This window comes from Abyssisolibacter fermentans (assembly GCF_001559865.1).
Classification (GTDB): Bacteria; Bacillota; Clostridia; order Tissierellales; family MCWD3; genus Abyssisolibacter; species Abyssisolibacter fermentans.
On the sequence record NZ_LOHE01000038.1, the window covers coordinates 70083 to 96170 of the forward strand.

20 protein-coding genes are annotated in these 26088 nt (G+C 31.2%); 2 read left to right on the forward strand and 18 right to left on the reverse strand.

Annotated features, from left to right (window positions below; genetic code table 11):
* Positions 1-265 precede the first annotated feature (265 nt).
* The 3 genes from AYC61_RS05210 to alr all read right to left on the reverse strand — a co-directional run bounded on the left by AYC61_RS05210 (position 266) and on the right by alr (position 4497).
* Complete coding sequence (locus tag AYC61_RS05210) at positions 266-1450, reverse strand: trans-sulfuration enzyme family protein (protein WP_066497828.1); 1185 nt, start codon at positions 1448-1450, stop codon at positions 266-268.
* Between the two features lie 40 nt (positions 1451-1490).
* Positions 1491-3071 carry a BCCT family transporter gene (locus AYC61_RS05215; RefSeq protein ID WP_066497833.1) on the reverse strand — a complete coding sequence of 527 codons (1581 nt, stop codon included), beginning with the start codon at positions 3069-3071 and terminating at the stop codon, positions 1491-1493.
* A 226-nt stretch (positions 3072-3297) separates the two neighbouring features.
* On the reverse strand, positions 3298-4497 hold the full coding sequence (gene alr, locus AYC61_RS05220) for an alanine racemase (protein ID WP_066497834.1): 1200 nt from the start codon (positions 4495-4497) through the stop codon (positions 3298-3300).
* 190 nt (positions 4498-4687) lie between these two features.
* Between alr and AYC61_RS05225 the strand changes: the two genes are divergently transcribed.
* Entirely contained in the window at positions 4688-6274 is a 1587-nt protein-coding gene (locus tag AYC61_RS05225; protein ID WP_066497840.1) for an N-acyl-D-amino-acid deacylase family protein, read from the forward strand.
* Between the two features lie 76 nt (positions 6275-6350).
* Here the strand turns inward: AYC61_RS05225 and AYC61_RS05230 are convergent, their stop codons facing one another.
* From AYC61_RS05230 to AYC61_RS05280, 12 genes are all read right to left on the reverse strand, one after another.
* Complete coding sequence (locus AYC61_RS05230; protein ID WP_066497844.1) at positions 6351-7169, reverse strand: MerR family transcriptional regulator; 819 nt, start codon at positions 7167-7169, stop codon at positions 6351-6353.
* 512 nt (positions 7170-7681) lie between these two features.
* Positions 7682-8677, reverse strand: coding sequence for a tryptophan--tRNA ligase (gene trpS / locus AYC61_RS05235; RefSeq protein ID WP_242866743.1), 996 nt, complete (start codon positions 8675-8677; stop codon positions 7682-7684).
* Between the two features lie 378 nt (positions 8678-9055).
* Positions 9056-9184 carry a hypothetical protein gene (locus AYC61_RS21980; protein WP_275935217.1) on the reverse strand — a complete coding sequence of 43 codons (129 nt, stop codon included), beginning with the start codon at positions 9182-9184 and terminating at the stop codon, positions 9056-9058.
* An 855-nt stretch (positions 9185-10039) separates the two neighbouring features.
* Entirely contained in the window at positions 10040-10462 is a 423-nt protein-coding gene (locus tag AYC61_RS05240; protein ID WP_066497848.1) for a hypothetical protein, read from the reverse strand.
* Between the two features lie 48 nt (positions 10463-10510).
* Entirely contained in the window at positions 10511-11527 is a 1017-nt protein-coding gene (locus AYC61_RS05245; protein ID WP_066497850.1) for a GNAT family N-acetyltransferase, read from the reverse strand.
* Positions 11528-11862: 335 nt separating this feature from the next.
* A complete protein-coding gene (rlmD, locus tag AYC61_RS05250; RefSeq protein WP_242866744.1) occupies positions 11863-13206 on the reverse strand; it encodes a 23S rRNA (uracil(1939)-C(5))-methyltransferase RlmD in 1344 nt (447 codons plus the stop codon).
* A gap of 136 nt (positions 13207-13342) precedes the next feature.
* Entirely contained in the window at positions 13343-14452 is a 1110-nt protein-coding gene (locus tag AYC61_RS05255) for an SLC13 family permease (RefSeq protein ID WP_066497852.1), read from the reverse strand.
* Positions 14445-15329 (reverse strand): REP-associated tyrosine transposase, encoded by an 885-nt coding sequence (locus tag AYC61_RS05260; RefSeq protein WP_162265438.1) that lies wholly within the window; start codon positions 15327-15329, stop codon positions 14445-14447. The genes AYC61_RS05255 and AYC61_RS05260 overlap by 8 nt, the downstream gene beginning before the upstream one ends.
* Positions 15330-15704: 375 nt before the next feature.
* Positions 15705-16721: an alpha-hydroxy-acid oxidizing protein gene (locus tag AYC61_RS05265; RefSeq protein WP_066497856.1), complete on the reverse strand. Its 1017-nt coding sequence runs from the start codon at positions 16719-16721 to the stop codon at positions 15705-15707.
* 517 nt (positions 16722-17238) lie between these two features.
* A complete protein-coding gene (locus tag AYC61_RS05270; RefSeq protein WP_066497858.1) occupies positions 17239-17559 on the reverse strand; it encodes a cupin domain-containing protein in 321 nt (106 codons plus the stop codon).
* 24 nt (positions 17560-17583) lie between these two features.
* The gene (locus AYC61_RS05275; RefSeq protein WP_066497860.1) at positions 17584-19155 is read right to left on the reverse strand and encodes a BCCT family transporter; all 1572 of its coding nucleotides are present in this window, start codon (positions 19153-19155) and stop codon (positions 17584-17586) included.
* Positions 19156-19187: 32 nt separating this feature from the next.
* A complete protein-coding gene (locus tag AYC61_RS05280; RefSeq protein ID WP_066497866.1) occupies positions 19188-20321 on the reverse strand; it encodes a mandelate racemase/muconate lactonizing enzyme family protein in 1134 nt (377 codons plus the stop codon).
* Between the two features lie 764 nt (positions 20322-21085).
* Between AYC61_RS05280 and AYC61_RS05285 the strand changes: the two genes are divergently transcribed.
* Positions 21086-22423 carry a sigma-54 interaction domain-containing protein gene (locus AYC61_RS05285; protein ID WP_066497869.1) on the forward strand — a complete coding sequence of 446 codons (1338 nt, stop codon included), beginning with the start codon at positions 21086-21088 and terminating at the stop codon, positions 22421-22423.
* A gap of 322 nt (positions 22424-22745) precedes the next feature.
* Here the strand turns inward: AYC61_RS05285 and AYC61_RS05290 are convergent, their stop codons facing one another.
* The 3 genes from AYC61_RS05290 to AYC61_RS05295 all read right to left on the reverse strand — a co-directional run bounded on the left by AYC61_RS05290 (position 22746) and on the right by AYC61_RS05295 (position 26021).
* Positions 22746-24320, reverse strand: a complete 1575-nt coding sequence (locus AYC61_RS05290) for a Na+/H+ antiporter NhaC family protein (protein ID WP_066497870.1) — start codon at positions 24318-24320, stop codon at positions 22746-22748.
* A gap of 285 nt (positions 24321-24605) precedes the next feature.
* Positions 24606-24767 (reverse strand): hypothetical protein, encoded by a 162-nt coding sequence (locus AYC61_RS21065; RefSeq protein ID WP_156456359.1) that lies wholly within the window; start codon positions 24765-24767, stop codon positions 24606-24608.
* Between the two features lie 99 nt (positions 24768-24866).
* On the reverse strand, positions 24867-26021 hold the full coding sequence (locus AYC61_RS05295) for a trans-sulfuration enzyme family protein (protein WP_066497872.1): 1155 nt from the start codon (positions 26019-26021) through the stop codon (positions 24867-24869).
* Positions 26022-26088: the final 67 nt, after the last annotated feature.

The following is a 26088-nucleotide window of genomic DNA, read 5'->3' on the forward strand; positions in this document are numbered from 1 at the left end:
ACAATAATGTGGAGAAATACTTGTTTGTATTTATTATATGTGTTTATAGTCAACATTTAGCCTACTTTTTAGGGCTCATACCAGTTCAGGTATTTGGATGTGTATAAATTTCTGTACATCAAAAAGATTAACTACATATATCGTTATACTGCATATACGTAAAACACGAAATATCAGTGTATCCTTACGGATACACTGATATTGTTTATATAAACCACCGACCATGTGTGTACCAGAATTCCTAAGCCAATTTTTATATTAAATATTAAAGTTTATCTAAAGCAGATATAAAATCTTTAATTAAATCTTGAGAATCTTCTATACCACAGGATATTCTTAATATGCCTGGGTGAATACCGATTGCTCTACGTTCTTCATCATCTATAGCTAGGTGAGAAGATGAACAAGGATGTGAAACTGTTGTACGATATCCCCCAAGTGTATTTGCATATTTAACAAGTTCTAAATTAGAAATAAACTTATTCATTAATTCCATGCTGTCATCGATTTCTATGCTTAATATTGAGCCGTACATATCTTTTTGAAAAAGCTCATTAGCTAAAAGATGACCTTCGTGTGTTTCTAAACTTGGATGAAAAACTTTTCTGATTTTAGGATGTTTGCTTAATGCTTTTGCAATATCAGAGGCATTTTTATTTTGTTCACGTATTCTAATAGGTGCTGTTCGTATTCCCCTTAAAGCAAGCCATGCACTATTAGGATCCATTGTTGAGCCAATTAATGTTATAAGTGTTTCGCCACGTTCAAATAATTCTTTACTATTAGTTGTAAGAACTCCCCCAGTAACATCAAAGTGACCATTTAATGCTTTTGTAACGCTGTTAACTACAATATCTACACCATAATCTAGTGGCTTTATAAGATAAGGAGTAGTAAATGTGTTGTCCACCATAACTTTTATATTTGCAATTTTAGCAATCTCAACAATCTTTCTTATATCTGTGATACTTACCAATGGGTTTGATAGGATTTCAGTATATAAAAGTTTTGTATTTGGTTTAATGGCAGCTTTTACTTCTTCAAAATTATCAAAATCTACAAATGTTGCTTCAATATTATAATCATTTAATACTTGCGAAAGTAAAATTATGGTTTCGCCATATAATTTACTGTTGGCAATGACATGATCACCACTTTTTAATACTGATAATAAACCTACACTTATTGCACCCATACATGATGAGAAGCACAAAGTATATTTTCCATTTTCTATATAAGAGATTGCGTCAGCAAGTCCTGTCCTATTTGGATTTGATAATCTTGTATATGTGAATCCATTATCATCATATCTTTCATAGAGCATATCCAAATTTTCCATTGTATATGAACTTGTCTGATAAATAGGAGGTGCTTCCGGTGTAATATCATTTCTTTGAATCTCCCCTATATATACTGCACTTGTATTTGGTTTTATTTCTTCAAAATTCATCTAGTAAATCCTCCTTTAAGTTTTACAAGTTTTTTAATAGTTAATTATTAGTCCACTTATATAAGTTTTTTTCTTCTACAGGTATATTACCTTTGGCAATATCATTTTTAAAGACTTTGTATGCTGAACAAGCTAACAAAACTGCCACAAAAACAATTGGAATTGCAAATATTAAAGTAATTGATTGAAGCGTTTTCAACAAATTCAATCCAGGAACATTTTTTTCTAAAAACATTACTCCGATTGGAATTGCAAGGAACATAAAGCCCCACATTAATTTCCATGATGAACTTGGTTCTTCATTGCCTGATATATCTTTAGATGTTAAAATTGAAACAGATGTTGAGTGAGCTGTACATGTTGTTCCTAAATTGAAGAACATTAAAATTATATATACTACAAAGACTAAACCAGCTAGTGGTAATGTGCTAAGTGTTTCAGCTACTGCCCCAGCAGTAGTTAAACCACCTATTTTATCTGCTAATTTGTAAACACCACTTAATTGCAATGACATCGAGTAGTTTCCTAAGATACCATATGTAACCCATGAAGCTAAAGGTGTCCAAATACATGTTGTCATAATAATTTCTTTGAGTGTTCTTCCATAAGAAATACGAGCAATCCATGTACCACAAGAAATTGCAAGACCAACATACCAAGACCAGTAGAATACTGTCCAGCTCTGAGCAAAACCAGTATTGCCAATAGCATCTGTAAAAAATGCCATCCTTACAGTTTCGGTTATGTTTGTCCCGATTGCCATTGTTAAATTATTAAGAACAAAGCTTTTATTTGGACTGCAAATAAATACATATATGAAGAATAAAATGCATAGCTTTACATTGTTTGTGCTAATCCATTGCATACCTTTGCTTATATTTTTAGAAACAGATGCTAAGAAGAAAATACCGAATGCTAATGTGACACCCATTTGCAAACCAAAGCTAGTTGGTATGTTTAATAAACGTGATAAAAGTTCAACAATTATAGGGGTTCCAAGACCAACTGTACTTGCCATACTGCCAACAAAACAGAATGCAATTATACCATCGATTGCCCAGCGCAATGCTTTATACTTGTTTCTGTCCTCTGTTAAAACACCACTGCAAAGATCTGACATTGCAAGAGATTTTGATTTTTTATTCCAATACATATATCCAATTGAGAATGCAGGGATCAAATAGAATGTCCATGCAATAGGACCCCAATGGAACATACCATACGCAGATGCTAATTCGTAAGAGCGAACAGAGCCGGGTGTTACTCCAAATGGAGATTCATTTACATAATAAGCCCATTCAATCATACCGAAAGTTAATATACCAATAGCAAGGCAGGATGTTATAATCATTGAATTCCATGCAAATGATGTGTAATGTGGTTTAGCATCCTTGCCACCTATTTTAATATCTCCATATTTTGAAAATGCAATAAATAATGCAAAAATTGCAAATGCAGCACCTGATCCCATGAATAACCAAGCTAAATCTCTTGTCATAAATTTGTAGAATACATCAATGAAGTGGGCTGTTTGCTGAGGCCACACGATAATTATGCCACTAAATAAGAATAGTAGCGATAAACCAATAATAGTTACAGGCTTATTTACTTTTTTTAACATTGTATTTTCCTCCTTTTTTTTAAAACGAGTTAATCATTAGTTATTACTACTTAAATTGTAATTGCATCAATTCTTTAATAATTTTTTTAATTACATTTTGTGAAATTGAAATCAAAATAAAATTGTAACTAACTTGCTGTACAGCACAAGCTCTTCTTGTATATACTATTATAAAGTCTATTCTAAGTTGAGAGTCAACGGTAAGATTGATAAAATTTGAATTCTTTTAATCAAAATAACCAATATCTGCACTGAACTTTATAAAATATGATGGTTTTTTATTTTTTATATATACTGTTTGCAGGCGCTTTGTCAAATGGCAATATACTTCTTCAGGTGAAGCTGCCATAAACTCTCCAAATTCTGAAAGACCAATTTCCTCTGTTCCCATTTTACCTAAAAGAATAACTTCATCCCCCATTTTTACATTTTGTAAATTGGATACATCAACTATCATTTGATCCATGCATACGCCTCCTATAACTTTGCAACGGACAGAGTTAATAAGTACAACACCTTCACCACTGCCGATACGGCAAACATCTGAATATCCAATAGGAAGTGTAGCAACTTTCATATCAGTAGGTGCACAATAACTTCGGCTATATCCAAAATATGTACCTTTCTTTACTGATTTTACATGTGCAACAACTGTTTTAACATTTAAAGATGGCTTTAAATCAACTTTTTCAATCATGTAGTTATCTGTTAATCCACCTAGTAAAGCTGTTCCTATACGAACCATGTCACATGCCATCTCAGGATGATTAACTGTTCCTGGAGAATTACAACAATGTTTGATTCCTAGACTTATACCACTTTTCTCAAATTCGTGAACAAAATGACAGAAACGCTTATATTGTAAATTAGTAAAGTTTGTTGAGTCTTCATCTAAATCATAGAATGTCGCAATGTGTGTAAAAACGCCAGATATATCTAAATATTTACTTGATGCAATGTTTTTACATTGATTTAGTGCTTGATTTAAATATTCATCATAGCACATTAAGCCGATACGGCTCATACCAGTATCCAATTTGATATTTACATCTACTATTATATTAGTTTCTTTACAATATCTTATAAGGTCACATGCATATTCGTAAGAAACAATAGCTTGTGTAATATTATACTTATTTAAATATTTTGCTAAGTGAGGTGGTGTATACCCTAAAATAAGTATCATTTTGTCGGTTCCAGTTTTTCTTACAGTTATTGCCTCTTCTAAGTTAGAAACTGCATAACTAACTCTTTCATATTTATCTAATAGTTTCACTATTGATATATCTCCACAATTATTTGCATTTGCTTTAATTACTGCCATAATTTTTGTGTTTTTGGGTAATTTGTTTGCTAAAGTCAAATAGTTTGCTTCAATGGCATCCAAGTCAACTTCTGCCCATGCTCTCTTTAAAAATAAATTCATTTTAATGCTCCTTTACAAATTATTTGTAGGGTTATTATAAAGCCTAATGCTACAAAAGAGTCAACAACCTTTTTTGATAAATCTCTTGACTCTACACCTACATAAACCTTTATAATTATGTATATTGAAATTGAAATCGAATAAAATTACTTAGTAACTTCTTGAAAAATAATTCAAAGGAGATTTGGTCATGTATGATATTTTAATTAAAAACGCTAAAATTTATGATGGTTCAGGACAATCTGCATTTATAGGCAACATATTAGTAAAAAATGATAAAATTGTTGAGATAGGTAATTGTACTGGAGAGGCTATCAGAGTAATTGATGCAAATGGATTGTGTGCTGCACCAGGAATTATAGATGCACATACGCATGATGATAATAATGTAATACATAACAAACAAATGGCATCTGCATTATATCAAGGCGTAACAACAGAAGTTACAGGTATGTGTGGCTTAGGACAGATACCTTCAAAAAAAGAAGATATTCCTGATATTTTACGCATGTACGCAGGTATAGTTGAATATAAGGAAAATTCACCTTTCTATTATACTAATGTAGATGAGTATCTATCATTAGCAGATGGTGCTGCAATTAATGTTGCTTCATCAGTTAATCATTGTGCATTAAGAATTTTTGCGGGCGGATTCAAATCAACTAAATACGAAGACATTGCCGAAGTAATGAAAGATGAACTAAGGAAAAACCTCCGTATGGGTGCTGTAGGATTTTCAATTGGCTTAGATTATTTTCCAGCACATTCAGATGTGGTTTCAACACAAGAGCTAATTGATTTATGTAAAGTTGCAAAGGAAGAAAATGCGCTTATGTTTTCTCATGTACGTCCAGGAGGAAAAGGAATTGATCCATTAGAAGAGATGGAGATTGTTGCGAGAGAGTCAGGTGCTAAGGTTCATATTCTACACACAAAAACATTCCACCCGTCTTCTTCAGGACATCCAGAATATATAACAGATAGATTTGATAAAGCAAATGCAGAAGGAGCTAGTGTAACATTAGAGTTTTATCCATATCCGGGTTGGGAGACATTAGGATTATACTATATTCCTTTTTGGGCAATTGAAGGTGGATATGATGCTTTGATGGAACGTTTAGGAAATCCAAAACTTCGTGAAAGACTCGCCGCTGAAATAGAAGAAAATTATAATTACCTAATGGGTGATGACGTACCTGCTATATGTTCATTTGCAAGATACCATGAGAGTTATGAAGGTATAACATTTGATGAAATTTGTGAATTACGTAAACAACCTATGGGAGAGATGATCCTTGATGTTATGTATGAAACTAAATTGGGTTTTGGCGCACTTTCATCAGACATTAAAGATCAAACTATTTACAAACAAATTCAAGATGATTATATGACATTATTCAAAAGTTCATATTATACAGTGTCAAGTGACAGCATAATTGTTGGTACTTTTCCTCATCCTCGTGTATTTGGTACTTTTGCAAAGATTATGAGATTAACACGTGAATACAACATGTCTCTTGAACATACAATATATAAATTAACAAAATTTGTAGCAGATAGATACTCATTTGCAGATAGAGGACATTTAGCTGTTGGAAAAGCTGCAGATATTATGATATTTAACTATGATAAGGTTGAAGATTGCTCTAATTATAAAAATCCTCGTCTTCCGGCTAAAGGTATGGAATATGTAATAGTAAATGGTAGGATTGCTTTAGAACAAGGTAAACCTAATGGTATTTTTGCAGGTAAAGCTCTAAGACGTGCAGGTTGCTAGATATAAAATTCAATAGGTAGTGATAGAAATGAAAGACGACGTTTACTTAATATGAATAAAACGTCGTTTTTTGTAATTATTTGTATTTAACTTCTATTTGAATTTCGTACATTGAGTTTGTATAGTCATGAAAATTATTTTCATATTCGTTTGCAATTACAATTCCACTATCAATATTAACGTTTTCAAAATATTTTTGCAATTTTTTTATAGGGCCAAAGTTACCTTGAAATAGTCTGACTCGAAAACAAACATACATCCCTGCAGGTAATACTTTAAAATATTTTAAATCAAACTTTTGCTTTTCATTTAAGTATAAAAACGAATATTTAGGTAATAATTTCTTACTTAACATCTGATTGAAATCTAATATACAACCCCATTGTCGCTTATAGTGCAAATCACTAAGACCTGGTAAATTTTTTATTTTCAATAACTCTATATCAGAACTAGAAATTTGACGTCCTTCTTCATAAGGAACTGCTAAAATATATCTTTCTGGTAAACATACTTCATATAAATTTTTCTCTATAAAATCATCAGTTTCTTTAAATGAAAAAAAATCTATATACCATTCAAGTATTTCTTTTTGTTTTTGGATTTCATTAATTTGTTTGTCATATTCTCTTTTTCTTTGCTCTAAAAGAGGAAGCAGGTATTCAGATGTTCCGTTTTGGAGTACAGATGATATTTCAGAAAGTTTAAATCCTAATTTTTGCAAGTATTTAATTCTATCAATATAATGAAATTGTTCTATAGAGTAGTACCTATATCCAGACTGTGCATCAATTTGCTCAGGCTTTACTAACCCAAGTTTATCATAATGTCTGAGGGTTGCAACAGAAACGTTAAGAATTTCAGCGGTTTTTCCAATAGAAAACAACTTTTCATGCATCTATGATTACCTCTTTCAAATTTTTACAATTATTTTATGAATTATCTATGTTTACCTAGTTATATATACAATACTAGCATTTTTTATACTAAACTTCAATAAATATTGTTCAATGACAGCTCTGAAAAATAAAATTTATTAGACTACTCTGTTTTAATAAAATCCAGCTTTTCTGGATAAATTTTTATGGTTTCAAAAAAATTATCCACACCCTAATATTACACCTTACTGTATACAGTTGTAATATAAATGTGCTATCTGGGATTAGAGTATTGATTTTTCATTGCATTATAATTCAAACTATTTGTATGTAGTATTTCATATTTATGGTTCTTTTGAATATTAAATCCTTTATTCTCTATGTTCCATCTTTTTTTCTTCTTGCATTAGCTTCAGTTGGAAATTATCTTAAGAAGCAGTAAAGCTAATAATTGTATCATTGCTAAACACTTGGCATACAACATTGTTGAAGGCTTACCTCTATAGTAAGCCTCTTTATAGCTATTTAGCTTCTATTCTATTTGAATACTCATTGCTTTTTTAATTTCTTCAACAGTCTTTTTACCAACTATATTTGCCTTTTCGCTACCTGCAAGTATTATATCACGTACTTCAGATTTATGCTCCTCATAATAAGCTCGTTTTTCTCTAAATGGAGCAATAAGACAATTAATTTTTTTTGCCAAAAGATTTTTACAAGCCACGCAACCAATATTTGCATTTTTACACATTTCACAAATATTTTCATATTCACTATGATTAAATGCTTCATGATATTTGCTAACTGTACATATATCTGGATTCCCTTTATCTTTTATACTTATCCTATTTCTATCTGTTACTGCTGATTTTACTTTCGCATTAACATCTTCAATAGTATCTGCTAAATATATTGCGTTACCAAGACTCTTACCCATTTTAGAATTTCCATCTAATCCAATAAGTCTTGGTGTATTACTAATTAATGCTTGTGGTTCTTTAATAACTACCTGCCCCCTACCATATAAATTATTAAATCGTCTTGCAATTTTTCTTGATTGCTCTATGTGTGGAAGTTGGTCGTCACCAACTGGAACTAAATCCGCATTACAAAAAGTTATGTCAGCTGTTTGGCTAACAGGATAACCTAAAAAACCATAACTTAAGTCATCATATCCATATTGTTTAGCTTCTGTTTTAATAGTTGGGTTATGACGTAATGAATTTACAGAAACAAGCATTGAATAGAATACAGTTAATTCTGCAATTGCACTTATTTTAGATTGTAAAAACATAGTTATATTGTTAGGATCTAGCCCCACTGATAAATTATCAATTGCAACATCATAAATACTTTCATTTATTAACTCAGGTCGTTGAAAATGAGTTGTCAATGCCTGAATATCTGCTAATATAATAAAAGTATCATATTCATTTTGTAACTTAACTCTGTTTTGAAGACTGCCTACATAATGTCCTAAATGTAGTCTGCCAGTTGTTCTATCGCCTGTTAAAATTCGTTTCATCATTTTAAACATCTCCTTAAAATATTATTTTATAATAAATACCACCAACCATCTTCCATAAAACCATCTCCTTAAAATAAAAAACCCCTATCCCAAAAAGGACAGAAGTTTATTGTTCTGTTTAGCCACCCAAAATTAAAATTACACGTACTAACATACGCTTCCATCATAACGGTTAGGATTTCCGTCAACACCTACTTGCAAAGCTTTCGAGTTGCCCTCATAAGTCCATTCAACATAGATTGAAATGCTATATTTTCACCATCAATAGCTCTCTTTAAATTCAAATTCTTATGTTTACTACTCTTATTCAACGGTTTAATTTATATTATTATATACTTTTAAAATCAGTTTTGTCAATTTAAATTACCTAATACAAATTTATACATGTCCGTAATCAAAATGAACCAACCCCTTGTTTACTTTGACTTCTAATTCTTCAAACCATTGTTTTAGACAAATACCTTTGATGACATATGATGGTGTCATTAGGATAATCGATAGTTCCATAATTTACTATTGAATATTTTAAACATTCTGTTTTGAATAGAAAAGTTTGCCTTGATATTTTGTTGAATGTGTCGAATGAATGTGTTTTTAATACTTTAATTGATTAATAAGGTTCCTGGGCAAAATATTCGTAGTATTTGACTTTATTTAGTTTTCATTAGAAAAATAGTTGGAACATATTTATATTTAAAATCATCTAATATATAGCTAAATGAAATTACTTGAATTTTCATGAGAAAGGAGGATTATTATGAAAAAACTTAAAAAGAAAGTTAGTACAAGCACTATCATTACGTTTTGGGAAGCATGCGTATCTTGTGATTGTAGAAGTAGTGAAGATTACAAAAACGTCTCTCATGCTGAATATTTTGCGTAATTATATACTAAGTACTTAAAATTTTGTTAGGCTTAAACCCATTTAAACTATATGAGCTTGAGCCTAATTACATATTTTGCATTAAAAAGACTAGCGGGCGCTAGTCTATAATTTTTCTTCTATTTGTTTTTCTATATCCTGCATATCTAATCCGTCTTCATCTAAATAGAATTCTTATATATCCAGGAGTCTATCTTTGACTTACTCCCACTTAACAGAAAATATGCAAGAAACAATCAGCCGCTTTGATGATGTATTAGATATATCACCTTGTAAACATATATAAAAACCATTTACGCATTGTTGACAAATACATCATTCTACTATTCAATACATGATTAGTTGTGATTATTCCAACAATAATCTAACTATCATCTCCACATGAGGGGTGTTGGGAATAGGACCATACTTTTTTGTCATTTTTATCTTTATTTAATTCTACCACATCTTTACATTGTAATGAATGACTCATACCTGAATTAAATATGAAAGTTAACATATAGATCTGTATTACCTTCTTCATCAGTTCCACCTAATATGATTTTATTAACTGCACTTTCAAAAACTACTCTGTCAAATTCCTTAATTGGTTTATTATTATCAAATACTTTTCTAAAACTATTTAGTCTTTTTTTAATATCAACATTTTTTTCATTAGAAGCTTCCAAATCAACTTTTTCAGCCTTAAGCTTTTCTAATGCTGTAGAAAGCTCTGTGAATTTAATTACATAAGTACCTTTATCAATTAATTCATCTATTCTCATATCCACTATCTTTTTTTCACAAGAAGAAATTTCTCTTTTAACTCTTTTTAATTCTTTAGCATCATTAGTATTGTTAATAGTTTTCTCAACTGTTTTCACGAACTCTGAAACAATATCTTTATTTTGTAAGCAAAACATATTAATCCGAAATGTATGATTCAACACACAGTTAACTAACAAAAATTGCTACAATAGCTTAATACTTGGGTTGTTAAAGTTTGCCCATGCTATATTATTGTCAATAGATCTAACCATTCTGTAAGCTATTGGCTTAAATCCGCACTTAGGCCAAAAGGTTGAAGCAGAAAGGTTGGTTATTTTCCAATCTGATATTATGCTATTATACCCCTTTTCCTTCATAATCCTGAAGCCTTCATTCATTAACTTTTTACCAACACCTCTTCCCCTTTGGGAATAGTAAGTGCCCGCAATATGTAGCTCAACACCATCATCAGGTGCCATCAAATCTGGAGTAATAGGCTCATATACTTGAAATCCTAATTCCTTAGTATCCTTTTCCGCAATAAGAATCGTTGAATCATTATCCTCTACTAAACTTTTATACCCAGCATTTATTTTCATTACAATTTCAGGTATTACAGGTAAAAATGCAGGTGCTGAATTTAGAGATGAGAAGATTATACTGGACATATTACCCATTATTTCACTATCATTTTTGTTAGCAAATCTAATCTCTGCATCAGATAAACTTTCAAAAGGCTTGTAATCCTCCATATTCATTATCCCATATACATGATCAATAAAAAAGCTTAATCGTTGAAAGGCTTCAAAGTACATCTGATTTCCAAGAGGTATTACTGTATGGTGGCTGAAGCAGCCTTGTTCAAGCCATACAACAGAAACTTTTGTATAGAGCTCCCTTATAATCTCAGAAGATTGATCCATTCTGATTGCTATACCCTCATAAGGCACCCATATATGTCTACCTCTACCCCTTAAATTGTCAATTTTCATCTCACCAAATATATAACCTACTAGTTCATCATTAGCAAACGCTCCAGTTCCAATCACTTTGCTATTAACAAACAAATTCTCAAGTAAATCCGTGATATATTTTGCATTAAGACAACTGTTTTTCAGGGATGGAAATGTCTTACTCTCAAGGTTTTGCCTGCATATTAACAACTCAGACATTGCAGGTATATCATCAACAGTAATTGTTCTGAATTCATATTTGTTCATTCCTGTACCTCCTCAATAAATTTATATTATATATTCTATCATAGTGAATTTTTGTTAAATATGCAAAACAATTCTGTTGGTTGTTATGATGCAAGATATTCATCAGCACTAAATGTAGTAAGTTTAGGCAATATTCTCTTAATTTCTGTTATTATTACAGTTACATCACCATTTACACTATACTCCTTTTTCACTTCTCCATTGGGTAGTATTGTATAAAATCCTTCATTCTCTACTATTACATCATCTATTCAATGAAACCTTGGTGATATACTAGAGGGTTAAAAACCCGTACCTATTTATGGTACGGTTCGTAAAGTGCATGAATTCAAGGATTACAAGGTATCTTTGCGACGTAGTCCTACTATCGTCTCCACATGATATGTCTGCGGAAACATGTCAACAGGTTGTATCTCTTTTACTATATAACCATGTTTCGTTAAATATCTTAGATCTCGCTCTTGTGTTACAGGATTGCAAGATATATAGATTAATTTTTTTGGTGCAAGTTTAATAATGGATGATAAAAATTTTTCATCACTACCACTACGGGGTGGATCCATAAATACCGTATCAATTTCTTTCTTTTCCTTTGCAAGACTTATCATAAAATCACCAGCATCATCATTATAAAAATAAGTATTTCTGATATTATTTCGCTTTGCATTGTTTATTGCATCTTTCACTGCATCTTTATTCAATTCTACACCTACCACATTTTTCACTTTACTGCTGACAATCAGTGAAATAGTACCAATCCCACAATACGCATCAAGAACCACTTCATTTTTATTCAATTTTGCCATATCAATTGCTTTATTATATAATACTTCAGTTTGTATAGGGTTAATCTGATAAAAAGATTTAGGTGAAATCTGAAATACACATCCGCATAAAGTATCTTCAATATATCCTTTCCCATACAGTACCATCTCTCTATTTCCAAGTACAGCACTGGTTTTGCGATTATTAACATTCATAACGATAGTCTTAATCTCAGGATGTTTTTTCAACAATATTTTAATGAAATTCTTCTTGCCAATAAAAATTTTCGATGACACTACAAGCACAACCATAATTTCATTACTAACGAACCCTGTTTTTACTAAAATATGACGCAAAAAACCCTCACCTGTATCTTCATTATATGGTTTCATTTTATAAGTTTTCATAATTTTACGTATAGATGCGATAATCTCATCAGCACGTCTATCTTGAATAATACACTGCTCTATAGGAGTTACTTTATGTGTATTTCCTTCATAAATTCCTGATATAACCATCCCTTTTTTATCATAAGATAATGTTGAATGTATTTTATTTCGATAAAAATATGGATCCTTCATACCCAATATTTTATTAACACTACGATAATGTATCATCAGCTTCTCAATAACGTCCTGTTTAAATTCTAGTTGCCCCTGATATGACATATGCTGTAATTGACAACCTCCACACTTATTATAATACTGACACTCAGGCATAACTCTTTTTTTTGACTTTTCAACAATACGGATTACCTTGGCGTTTGTAAACTTTCTTTTCTTAAACACTTCAACAATGGCAGTTTCTCCTTCAATTAAATAAGGAACATGAATTTCTCTACCATTTATTTTTACAATTCCTTTTCCTTCTTCGTCCATTCCAACACATTTTACTTTTATTCGCTCATTCTTCATATTTTCACCTTCCCTTATACTGCAGACAAAGAGGGTATATTCATTGTCTGGATATATCTATACATATTTTACAATGACAAGATAAAACATTATTATATATAATAAGAACAAAACTAAATTTAATTCAACTCACTTATTATTTAACCATTGTAACATATATTATAGGAACAAATAATATTAATCCTATTAAATTATATATTGTGAATACTTGTAAAAATTTATTACTTTCTTCTTTATATTCTCTTACGTATAGCTTATAAGATATCAAACTAGCTAATGAAGCTATTAATGTTCCCATCCCTCCTATGTTAACAGCCAAAAGTAGTTCCTTCGAATATTCAGTAAAACCAGATATAAGTACTGTGGCAGGTACATTGCTTATAATTTGACTGATTAATATCGATCCAAAATAAGTATTAGCACTACTATTAAATATCTTTTCAATAAATTCCTTTACCATCTCTATTTGCGAAATATTTCCTATAAAAACAAAGAACCCTATAAAAATGATCAATAATGAATAATCTACTTTCAAAAATAATTTTCTGTCCATTATCAAGATAATAAGCACTGTTAAGGCAAAAATAATCTTATAATCTACTATGTTAAAAACAGATAGAATAATTATTGCAAACAATATTATAGTTATGAATATTTTATACTTATCTACTAAAACAATATCCTGTACTTTAAAATCTAACTGATTGTCTTTTTCTTTTAATATTAAAATCCACAAAAAAATAGCACCTACTAATACCATAGGTAATGTAATTTTTAAAAATTCTGATGGTACCATATTATAATGTGAATAAATGAACAGATTCTGTGGATTTCCCATAGGAGTAAATGAACTTCCAATATTTACTGCTAATGTTTGGAATATCACTACATTTAATATTTTTATATTTGCTTTCTTACCTACTATAATTGTAAAAGGAATAAATGTAATTAAAGCTACATCATTTGTGACAAACATAGCTGCTACAAATGTAATAAAGACTAAAGCAAAACTAACTTTTTTGTAAGTTGTACACTTTTGCAACAAAGTAATTGCCGTCTTGTCTAAAACCTTACATTTATTTAATGCAGCAACCACTATCATCAAATTAAACAATAAAACAAGTACTTTAAAATTTAAATAATCCCAGCTAGGAGTTGAAAAAAAAGATGTTATAACTGCTAACAATATAGCTATTATCAAAACACACTGACTTTCTAGAAAGCTTTTTATTTTTTCTTTACTCATTCATATCTCCTTCATATCGTAGGGGACGTTCTTTTTGACCAATGCTTTCGTTAAAGCACTTTCTTTTAGTAGCTTGTATTGTACCATACGATACCTCTAGTAATTTGCTAATCTTTCTTATTGATAACCCACTTCTTTCTTTTAATTCTATTATTAATTCCTTAAATATTTCTCTATTTTCAATAACATCTCTTGATGTGTTTACTCCATATTTTTCACAACATCTATTTATTATTCTTTGTGCTTTATCTAGCCTGTACTTCTCTTTATCTTCTTTTATCTCTAAGTATTCTCTTTCATCTTCTTCTTGGTGAAATTTCTTAAAGCTTTCTATATCCATATCAAAATATGACAGAACAAACTTTTCCATACCACTTTTCTCTTTATTCATCTCACTATATTCTCTATAGCTGCTCCATCTATAATCTTCTGCCTTTTTTACTATATTTGCTTTCACTGGGTTCATATGAACATATCTCAGTACACATATCAAATATTCATCTGTTTCTATCGGTTTGCTCATATATCTATCTTGAAATACATGTCCTGATCTCTCATATTTTACATTATATTTCATTGCATACTTTACATTTATCTTCTTCATGGCTGTTGTAATATCTTCTAGTTCTCCCTTTATAACTAAATGGATATGATTGTCCATTATACACCATGCTGCTATTTCTATACTTTTTTCAATTTCTTGCTTCTTTATTTCTTCTTTTATCAACTCTTTATCTGTTTCATCTTTAAATATGTAGTTCTTATTATTTCCTCTTGTTATTATATGATAATACCCTGTTTCACTTTTTATCCTCGCTTTTCTAGGCACTTTATCACCTCCTACTCTTAGTATATCATTCCTTTTTATTCTGGTCAAAATGAACCGTCCCTTTTGATTTAGTTTCAATAATAATTTTCTGGTATTTTATTATATATATTTAATCATAGAAAAAACACCTCCATAATATATAATCCGACATTTATAGAAATAGTTATTTTCTATTTTCTAATTTACATATTATAGGAAGTGTTTTTCAGCAGTTTCAGACGGTTCATACGTTTTTAGTATTTTAATACCTTAATAACCTTGAACCTTGTTATTCTTTCAGTTTTTTATCTTTCACTATTTATTATACTATATATAAAATATAGCAAACATTTGAACCTTCTACTTAATATATCTATCCTTATTATAGATAAAAAAATTAACAGTTTATCTGGTGTGTATGAAATAAATTTAAGTAATTTGATATTATCTGCTGATTATACTATGATTTATATCTTTTATACTATTGCATCCAGTAAGCGTCATAGTTGATAAAAGTTCTTCTTTTATTTGTTGTATATAAGTTTTTACTCCTTCAGTTTCTCCACCAAAAGAAGCAACAATAAACGGTCTCCCAATAAATACAGCATCTGCACCAAGACTTATCATTTTAAGAACATCCACACCTGTCCTTACTCCTCCATCAACAAAAATAGTGATTTTACCTTTAACTTCATCTGCTATCAATTTAAGTACATCAGCAGTGCCTGGAGTAAAGTCTAATACCCTACCACCATGATTCGATACTACAATTCCACTCGCACCAACCTCTACAGCAAGTTTAGCCTCGTCAACTGTCATTACTCCTTTTATAATAAAAGGTAATTTTGTGCTTTTTATTATTTCTTTTAAATCGTCTGTTGATTTTGGTGATACGCTATTTACATGTAAAGCTATAGTCCTCAAACCACAAGCATCTACATCTACACCAACTGCAAAGCATCCTGCTTCTTCAACAAGTTTAATTTTTTTTATTATATTTTCGTTATCCCAAGGTTTTATAAAAGCTATACCTTCTCCACCATACTTTTTCAATTTATTCAAATTTGATAAAAGAAATTCTTCCTTAGGTGTATCACCAATCGTTGGATAAATTCTTTTATTTAAACATCCCTCAACAATCCACTTTATATACTCATCACCTTTAAAAACTTTACCGTTATTTATACTTACTCCTGTTACAGGTGCCGCAAAAACTGGCATATCCATTTCCTTCCCAAAAATAACAGCTTTTGAATTTGGTGTTTTCCCTTTATATAGTGTTCTCATATTTAATTTAATATTAGCTAGTGATGTATAATTTGCTTTAAATGAACTGCCTGTACCTTTTCCACCAATGCCTGGAATTTCTCCTGCACAAGCTACCCCATCACAGTTCCTGCAAACTTTACAATAACCATTAAGAACTTTTCTCGCATTTTCCCTAACTTCTTTTATATTCATTTTAACTCAATCCTTTCAGCTGTTCTAAAAGCACAAATAATTATGAAATATACTTTTTTTCGCATAAAATTAACACGTTTATATGAAATATACTGTCAAATATCAAGTTCCTGTTTTTAATATTATCTAAGATTCTTGTTATATTACCCTTATTAATCCAGAGTACGTTAAAGCTATTAATGGTAAAAACACTAATAAAAAACATTCTCTTGGATTGCTGACCTTCACAACCATTATCTTGTTCCCATGCAAGAGCTATAAGGTAACAATTTAGAAATCTTTTTCATAGCTGAAACATAAAAGCTCCTACTTGATAAATACACGTTTCGATTATCTGCATATATCAAAAATAAGAAAGCACGATCCTTTTGTTAAATTTGTTTTTGCAAAACTATTATCACAAAAGGGTGCTTTCTTTTTTTATTTTTTTCTACAATAACTTTATGCTAACAAAATTATTTATAATAAGCAAAACACCACAGATTAAATTACATTACCAATTTTTTTGTGTATCATACTATTTAAAATCTTCCCTCTGTGGAGTAAATATATCGAGAAATGATCCTTCTTCTAAGCAGACTAGTCCATGTTCTTGATTTGGCTTCACGTAGTAGCTATCTCCTGAGGTCAAGGTTGTTTTTTCATTATCTATTATTCCCTGAAACTTTCCGGATATGATATATCCGCATTGTTCATGTATATGAGAATGTATTGGTACTTTGACTCCTTTTTCTGCGTGACATTCTACTACCATTAGGTTGCCACCGTATGATAATATTTTTCTGCTTAGTCCTTTGTACACTTCTTTTGATTCTATTTCTTCATTTATAAAAATCATATTATCACCTTCACATAATATTAATTATGAATTTATAAGCTTTTTATTATATTCATCTATTTCTTTTGTTGTCATATCACCAAATACTTTGTTCATACCCTTTATTGTACCGTATAGTGAAATTAAGATAACCAGTACCATTGGGAATGATACAACATATGCTATACTTTTTATTGCATTTAGGTCTGCTTTTGCATAGGTAAGGATAATAGGGAATACTACTAAAGCTACACACCAGTACATTTTTAGTTTTGTACTTGGATTGCCGTTCTTATCTAGTTTCTTCTGTGTCACACCTGCAAGGGTAAATGCTGAACCATCAAGTGATGTTGCCATAAATAGTATTGCAACTACTGCAAATAGAGTCATCATTACTGGAGCCATTGGAAGTGTTCTTAGTACCTGTACTATTAGGTTGTTTGCATCTGTAGTCTGCATTAGTTCAACACATTTTAGTTTCCCTGTAAGTTCAAGATTCATTGAATAAGAACTTGTTATCATGAACATCAGCATACTTCCACATCCACCACCAAGCATTGTTAGTAAAAGGATATCTTTTAAACGATGACCTTTTGCTATTTTTGCAATAAAGATTCCTGTAAAAGGTGCAAACGTAAACCAGTATGCCAAATAGAATATTGTCCATCCCTGAGGAAATCCTCCGTGGTTAATTGGATCTGTATTAAAACCAAAACTGAAAAATTCCGTGATGTATTTTCCAACACCGTTTGTAAAATAGTTAAGTGCAAAAACCTTATTCTCTGCTAAAAATACTACTAATAAAAATGCTATACAGGCATATACATTTAAGCTACTAATACGTGACATACCTTTTTCAAGACCTACAAAAGAACTTGCAATAAATACTACAGCTATTGCTGCTATAACAGACATATCCATAGCGAATGAACGAGTTAATCCTGTAAGGTCAGAAATTATTGAAGAGATCATTGGTATTGATAATCCGAGGGTAACACTTAGTCCTCCCATTGTAACTACAACAAAGATAATATCGATGAGCTTTCTAACTATAACAGGAACACGATTATCAAGAGCGTCATTTAGTATATCGCTAAATTTGAATGATTTCTTGCCTTTGATATAGAATGCGTACATTACAAGTACTGCACATACAAGATATGAAGACCAAGGCACAAATCCCCAATGGAAGAAAGAAGCCGTAATAGCTATTTCTCCAGCTTCAGCTGACAAGGCAGCATATCCCGGAGGTGGTCCAATGTAGTAACTAATACTTTCCATGAATAACCAGTACATTGTTGCAGAACCAAACCCAGCAGCAATTGTCATGAAAAGTATGCTTGACTTTTTAAATGTAGGTTTATTGTCTCCAAGATAAATTCTTCCGTATTTAGAAGTTATAAAATATATTACAGAACCAAGTGTTATCATACCTATCCAAAGATAGATCCATCCCATTTCATGTGTTAAAATGCTAAACATCTTCTTTGAAAGGGACACCCCTTGTTCAGGAAATATTGCCATTAGGGCACCTATGGTGAGTAAAACTGCCGATCCAACTATCAGGGTTATCCATTCTATATTACTTCTGTTTGACATCTTTTTGTTTTTGTCCATAAGTAATTCTCCTCTCCAATTGTAGATAGTATTTACTCCCAGGTAAATGAATACTCTTTGATTACATCTTCATCAATATCAACACCAAGACCTGGTCTATCAGGAACAGTTACATAACCATTAACCGAACGAACTAGATTTCTGTCAAGATCTCGGAAGAATGGACTTAGACTGTTTGAATACTCCATAGTATCTCCATGCTGGAATGATGCAAGGCAATGCATTGTAGCTGAAAGTAGTACCCCTGATCCATAGTTATGTGGAATTAACTTACATGAATTAAGTTCAGCAAGCATATTGATTCTCTTCATCTCAGTAATACCACCACAGTTTGTTACATCTGGCTGCACAATTGCAGGACGTGCTATTCTCATAAAATCGTTGAATTCACGTACTGTTGTCAATGCTTCTCCTCCTGAGATTTTAGTCTTTACCTGTGATGCAAGCCTTCTATAGGATTCATAATCTGTTGCTAAACAAGGTTCTTCAACCCATGCTAGATTGTATTGCTCCAATTTTTTCATTCTTGAAAGTGCAGTTCCATAATCAGGCCAAAGTTTGGACACATCAACTGCTAAACCAACATCTTCACCTAATGCTTCACGTAATCTTCTTACACTTTCAATATCATATTTCTCTTCTAATCCAAATGGTGTGCCTCCAAATTTCAATGTGTCGAACCCACCATCTATAAGAGAACGTTTTGCAGTTTCCACTGTCTTATCTAAATCCTCGTAAGGAATAAAGGTTCCATAGGTCTTAATCTTGTCCCTGTACTTTCCTCCAAGAAGCTGATACACTGGAACATTATAGTATTTTCCTGCAATATCCCATAAAGCTATATCTACTGCGCTTATCGCATGTATCCCTACACCTGAACGTCCATAATGTAAAGTTTTTAGATACATCTTATTCCAAAGTCTTTCAATATCCAGAGGATTTTCACCTATTAACAGATCTTTCAAGCTGTATGACAGATAGTGTGATGTGGGCATATCAAAAATCGTCTTGATAATTGCTGGATTTGAGTCTGTTTCCCCCCATCCAACTATCCCATTATCTGTTGTTATCTTTACCAATGAACAATCCATTCCCCATTCAACTTCTACATTTCCATCTTTAGGAGGAACCCTAAGTGCGAATACTTCAATTTTTGCTATTTTCATATCAGAATCTCCTTAATTTATTATTTGGTTAACCAACTAATAATAAAAGCAATTATCGTACCAACTTATAGATTACAGTTGTTACAACATAAAAATACATAGTTTTACCAAAATTAATATAAAAATAATATTGTTATTGACAAAAATTCTATCAATTGATAATATTTTTATGAAGTCGAATCATTAATAATTCAGCATATCGAATCTTTTTTGCATCAAAATAATTTTTTTTAATAAAGTGAAGCGAATCATTTTTGAAATGACTCAAAAATGAGATATATGTGTAATGAAACTTCGCACATAAAATATTAATTATTGAAAATTCGATATTTGACAATTGATAATCACCATATTTTTTTAATTCAGACACTAGCAAATAAGCATTTTTTGCAGGTGGTTAGGTAATGCTGATAGAAATGTATTGAAAAAGTCATCAAGTTGTTTATTAGTAGTGTTCATATACATAGAACCATTACTAAATACCATACTAAAAAATAAGGGAAAAATGAATTACAGGATAATCTTTGGACTTATAAGCATTATAAGTTTTTAATAATGAATAATAATAATTATTATTAGAAAACCTTCTGATTGAATTTTTTATATTATTATCATTTTGGTTGTTTTGTGGTGATTCAATTTTATCAAAAGTGAAGGTTACATGCTTTTTTTGTCAAATATTATTGCATTTCAAAGTTCATAAACATTTTATTTAATGCAAAGTTTCAGTGTGTAATTTAAATATCAATGTATGGAGGTTAACTATGAATAAAAGCGACATTTTCAGGATACTTGATAATATGTATGATGAATTTTTAGTCTATGATAACAATTACAATATTTTATATATCAATAAAGCTTGCCAGCGTCACTACGGTGGAAAATCAAGTGAATTTATTGGAAAAAACTTTTATGATATTATGCCAAGATATTGGAAAGAACCTGCTGTATTGCCAGCAGTATACAAAGAGAAACAGATTTACACATCGAAATCAATTACACAAATCGGCGTCACTATTACTACTATAGCTGTTCCTATTTTTGATAAGAATGGCGAAATAGAATTCGTTGTAATGAATGTAAGAGATGATATAAATGAAAACAATTTATACAACACAACTGGACAATTTATCAAAAACCTTGATGATGCAATAAATACTGAGGGAATCATTTGTGCAAGTAAAAAAATGAAAATTCTTAATGCAGATATCAATCGTATTAGCAATGTAAAAGCACCATGTATTCTGTACGGAGAAACAGGTGTTGGAAAATCTATGTTAGCAAAATACATGCATGAAAGAAGTGATAGAAGCGATAAGAAATTTGTTGCAATTAATTGCGCTGCCATCCCTGAAACACTAATTGAAAGTGAGTTATTTGGATATGTAAAAGGTGCATTTACAGGTGCAAATGCTACTGGAAAAGAGGGATTGATAAAAACGGCTGATGGTGGAACCTTATTTCTTGATGAAATTGGAGAAATCAGCCAAGGAGTACAGGTAAAGTTGCTTCATTTTTTACAGGAGGGAGAAATACTTCCAATAGGGGGGAATACACCAATTAAAGTGGATGTAAAAATAATTACAGCTACCAACAAAAATTTATCTTTAATGGTTAAGCAAAATAGATTCAGACAAGATTTATATTTTAGACTCAGTGTAATAGAAATGACAGTGCCACCCCTTAGAGAAAGAAAAGAAGATATTTCTGCACTTACCTACTTTTTCCTAAATGAGTTTTGCAAAATTTACAACGTAACTCATGAATTATCCAATGAAGCTTTAGAACTATTATCCCAATACTCATGGCCAGGCAATGTCCGTCAGCTAAGACACGTAATTGAACGACTTGTAATAATGACACGGAATGTACTAATTACTGAAGAAGATCTTCCAAAAGGAATCTATAATTTTGGACCAAGTTCTGATGAAATAGAAATTGATACAGAAAACTTGTCGCATAAAGATATAATGGAAAACTTCGAACGACAATTAATTATCTCCAAATATAAAAACAATCCTTCATCAAGAAAACTTGCAGAAGCATTAAAAATAAATCAGAGTAAAGCTGTAAGACTTATCCAGAAATATATACAGTCATAGTTTTTTATAAATCATCATATCCTTGCTATTTGTTTATATCTGAGAATAAAAAAACGATAATCTAATTTTTCATATACTCATACATTGCATTGCTAGGGAACGGTTTAGAGTAACCTCTCAAGTCTCTACTTATTAACTAAGCAACTAAACAGAAGGTTTTGTGTTGGTATTTTTCAATTTAATATTTTCACCCTTATTGTATATAATATGACATTTACAAAAAACATTAACCGTTCTCTCATTTTTTGAGATATTAAATGGTAGTAATAGTCTAAGAGACTATTACTACCAAGAAAATAATGTCAGTTATATATTACGCTATTTATTCCACCGATACAGGTTGTACGCCAAAAGCAGCGTCATCAGTCCTTTTACCCACAAAGCGGATAATTAACCAACAAACAACTAAACCAGCAGTAATACTAATCCAACTTGGTACACCCAATCCTGCAGGTATACAACCAAAGATGATGGAAACCCCAGCGGCGGTCAAAGCATATGGTAACTGAGTCATACAATGGTCCATATGATCGACACCAGAAGCCATAGATGAAAGAACAAGTGACTCTGAAATAGGTGAAATATGATCACCCATGGTAGAAGCAGTGAAAACTGCACCTATTGTCGCAAGTACTGGAGCTCCAAGACCTGTGGCAGCTGGTATAGCTAATGGCATAACCAAAGCCATTGTTCCCCAAGATGAACCAGTAGCAAAACCCATAAGGCCAGAAATAACAAATACGACTGTTGGTAAAGCCCAACCAGGGAAATTGGACTCAACTAATGCTGTAACAATATAATTAGCAGTGCCCAAGGACTTACAAACATTAGCAAGTGTCCAAGCTAAAACCATGAATACAATTGTGAATACGAGAGACTTCATGCCGCCAATCCAAGTATCATTTATTTCAGAAAAAGTCATCATTTTTTGAACAAGCATCATAATAGCAAGAACAATAGTAGCAGCAAGTACGCCAACAGTCATCATCCAAAGAGTACTAGCAGAAGCAAAAACTGAAAGCAAACCATCGGCAGCCATTTTTTCCATACCGCCACCAGTAATAAAGAACCCGATGAACATAATTACAAACATAGTAATCATTGGAACAAAGAAATTTATAGCACGCAGAGTTGCACCTTCTGGAGCACAATATTCTTTATCATCTATACCACCCATTGGAGTAGAATCTGGTCGAAATGTATGTCCAGTAGTGATAGCACGTTTTTCAGCTTCATACATTTTGCCAAAGTCACGATTCTGCATACAAATAAAGTATATGAAAGCAACACTGAAAAGACCATAAAAACGATAAGGAATAGATTTAACAAATAACGTATATGCACCTTCATTCATTCCAACTGCAGTAACGGCGGTACCAACAATTGCTACCTGATAAGCGGTCCATCCAGAAATAGGTGATAGAGCAGTAATTCCAGTTCCACAACCAGCAACAATATAGCTCAATTTTTCTCTAGATATTCTTAATCTATCAGTAATTGGACGCATTACCACGCCAGTTAGAATCATACTTGTATAATCGCTAAAAAACAACAAAGAGCTAAATAAACAAGTTACTATTGTTCCACGACTACGTGAAGTAATAAACTTAACAGCGCTACGAGCTATCGCTTGCATGCCGCCAGATTTACCTAAAAGAGCAATATATCCTCCCAATAAAAATGTAAATAACAAGATGCTGGCATTCCAGCTATTACCCACAGTATCGCTTATAGTAGTTATTATATTTGCAAAGGCTATTATCGGGTTTCCTCCAACTAAAACAATAATGCCAACAAAAGCACCAATTGATAATGATATTATTACTTGTCTAGTAATAATACAAAGTGCTATTGCAACAATTGGGGGAAGTAAAGATAACATTCCGAAATTTTCCATTAATTTTCTCTCCTTTTTTATATTTTGTCATTAAGTAAACAATAATGTCACTTTAATAACCTAGTTTCAATTATGTTGAAGCTTTCTTTGTGTCCAACCAAAAATAATTTTTGTTCTATAAAAATCATCTTAACATTTGACTTTGAAAAATTAGTATGTTAAAATAATCATGGATATTAATGTATTTTTTGCATATAATACCATGGCAACACTTTTATTGTATGAGCCAGTAAATAATTTTGCTCTGACCTAAAATTATTTACAGACTCAATCAACATATAGTATTTATTTTACATTGCATCTGATTAGAGGTTTTTCCCATCTTTTATTCGCTTTTTTTTGGATTCCTTTAATCAGATGTACATTTTTTTTGAATAAATTTTTAAACCACGCTTGCGGTTTTAAGAATTCTTCAATAGTTAATTTCTTCTTAGGTTTATAGCTCAATCTTCAATCTCCATTCTCTATCTTTAACTTCTGACATTTGCTATGCCATTAGATTTTTAACATACTGATCATATTCAACCTTTTTTTGATATTAATTGTTTAAATTTGATCTAAAGCTTTTTTAAGATCTTCTATTAAATCTTCAGCTCTTTCAAGACCAACTGCTATTCTTGTCAATCCACTTTTTTCTACTTGAATTAAAGTATGAGCTTCACCCAAACTAGTACCAATAGTGCATATTTCCAAATTGTTTAATACTTTATAGCTAGCCTCATGTTGTGACAAACCATTTAAGCCATCTTTTATATTGAAGGATACAATTCCTCCACCCAATCCATTCATTTGTTTTTTGAACAATTCATGTTGTGGATGAGATTCTAATGCTGGATATATAACATTTTTTACCTTTGGATGTCCTTCTAAGAAAGTAGCAATTTTTAGAGCACTATCACAATGTTTTCTTACTCTCATATCTAGAGTCATCATGCCTCTCATAATAAGCCATGCATTAAAAGGAGGTAATGAAGCACCAGTGAAACAAGTCATACCTGGATCTTTAATTTTATCAATTAACTCTTTAGAACCAATTACTGCACCACCTAATGTATCTCCATGACCATTTATATATTTAGTAAGACTATGAACAACAAGGTCTGCTCCAAGCTTTAATGCTTGTTGTATTGGAGCTGGTGCAAAGGTACTATCTACCACTAATAAAATATCTTTTCCATTAAGAATTTTAGAAACAGCTTCAATATCTACTAAATCCAGTGAAGGATTTAATGGTGTTTCAAAGTAAACTAGTTTTGTGTTTTCTTTTATGCTTTTTTCAACATTACCTGGATCTGTAGCATCAATAAAAGTTACATCCACACCAATCTTCACGAGTAACTCTTTCATTAAAATGTCAGTATGGAAAAACACTCCTTCAGAACATATTATATGATCTCCAGACTTCAAAAGAGTTAAAAGAGTTGAGCAAATTGCTCCCATTCCTGAAGCAGCTGTTAATGTACTTTCTCCACCTTCAATAATAGCAAGCTTTTTCTCTAATTCAATTAAATTTGGGTTGCCTTCTCTAGAATACATATAATTATTTTCATCCCAAAATTCATCCTTTTGCTTCACTGTATCAAAACCGAATGTTGCAGTTTGATAAATTGGTGAAGCAAGTACTCTAGTAGTTGGGTCTACTCTATGACCACAATGTATTATTTTAGTTTCAAACCCTTTGTTTTCTAATTTTTTTTCCATTTTTCTACCTCCAAAAAAATTACTATAATTTATTAATCCTTTAAAGCGTCTTAGGTAATCTACTTAT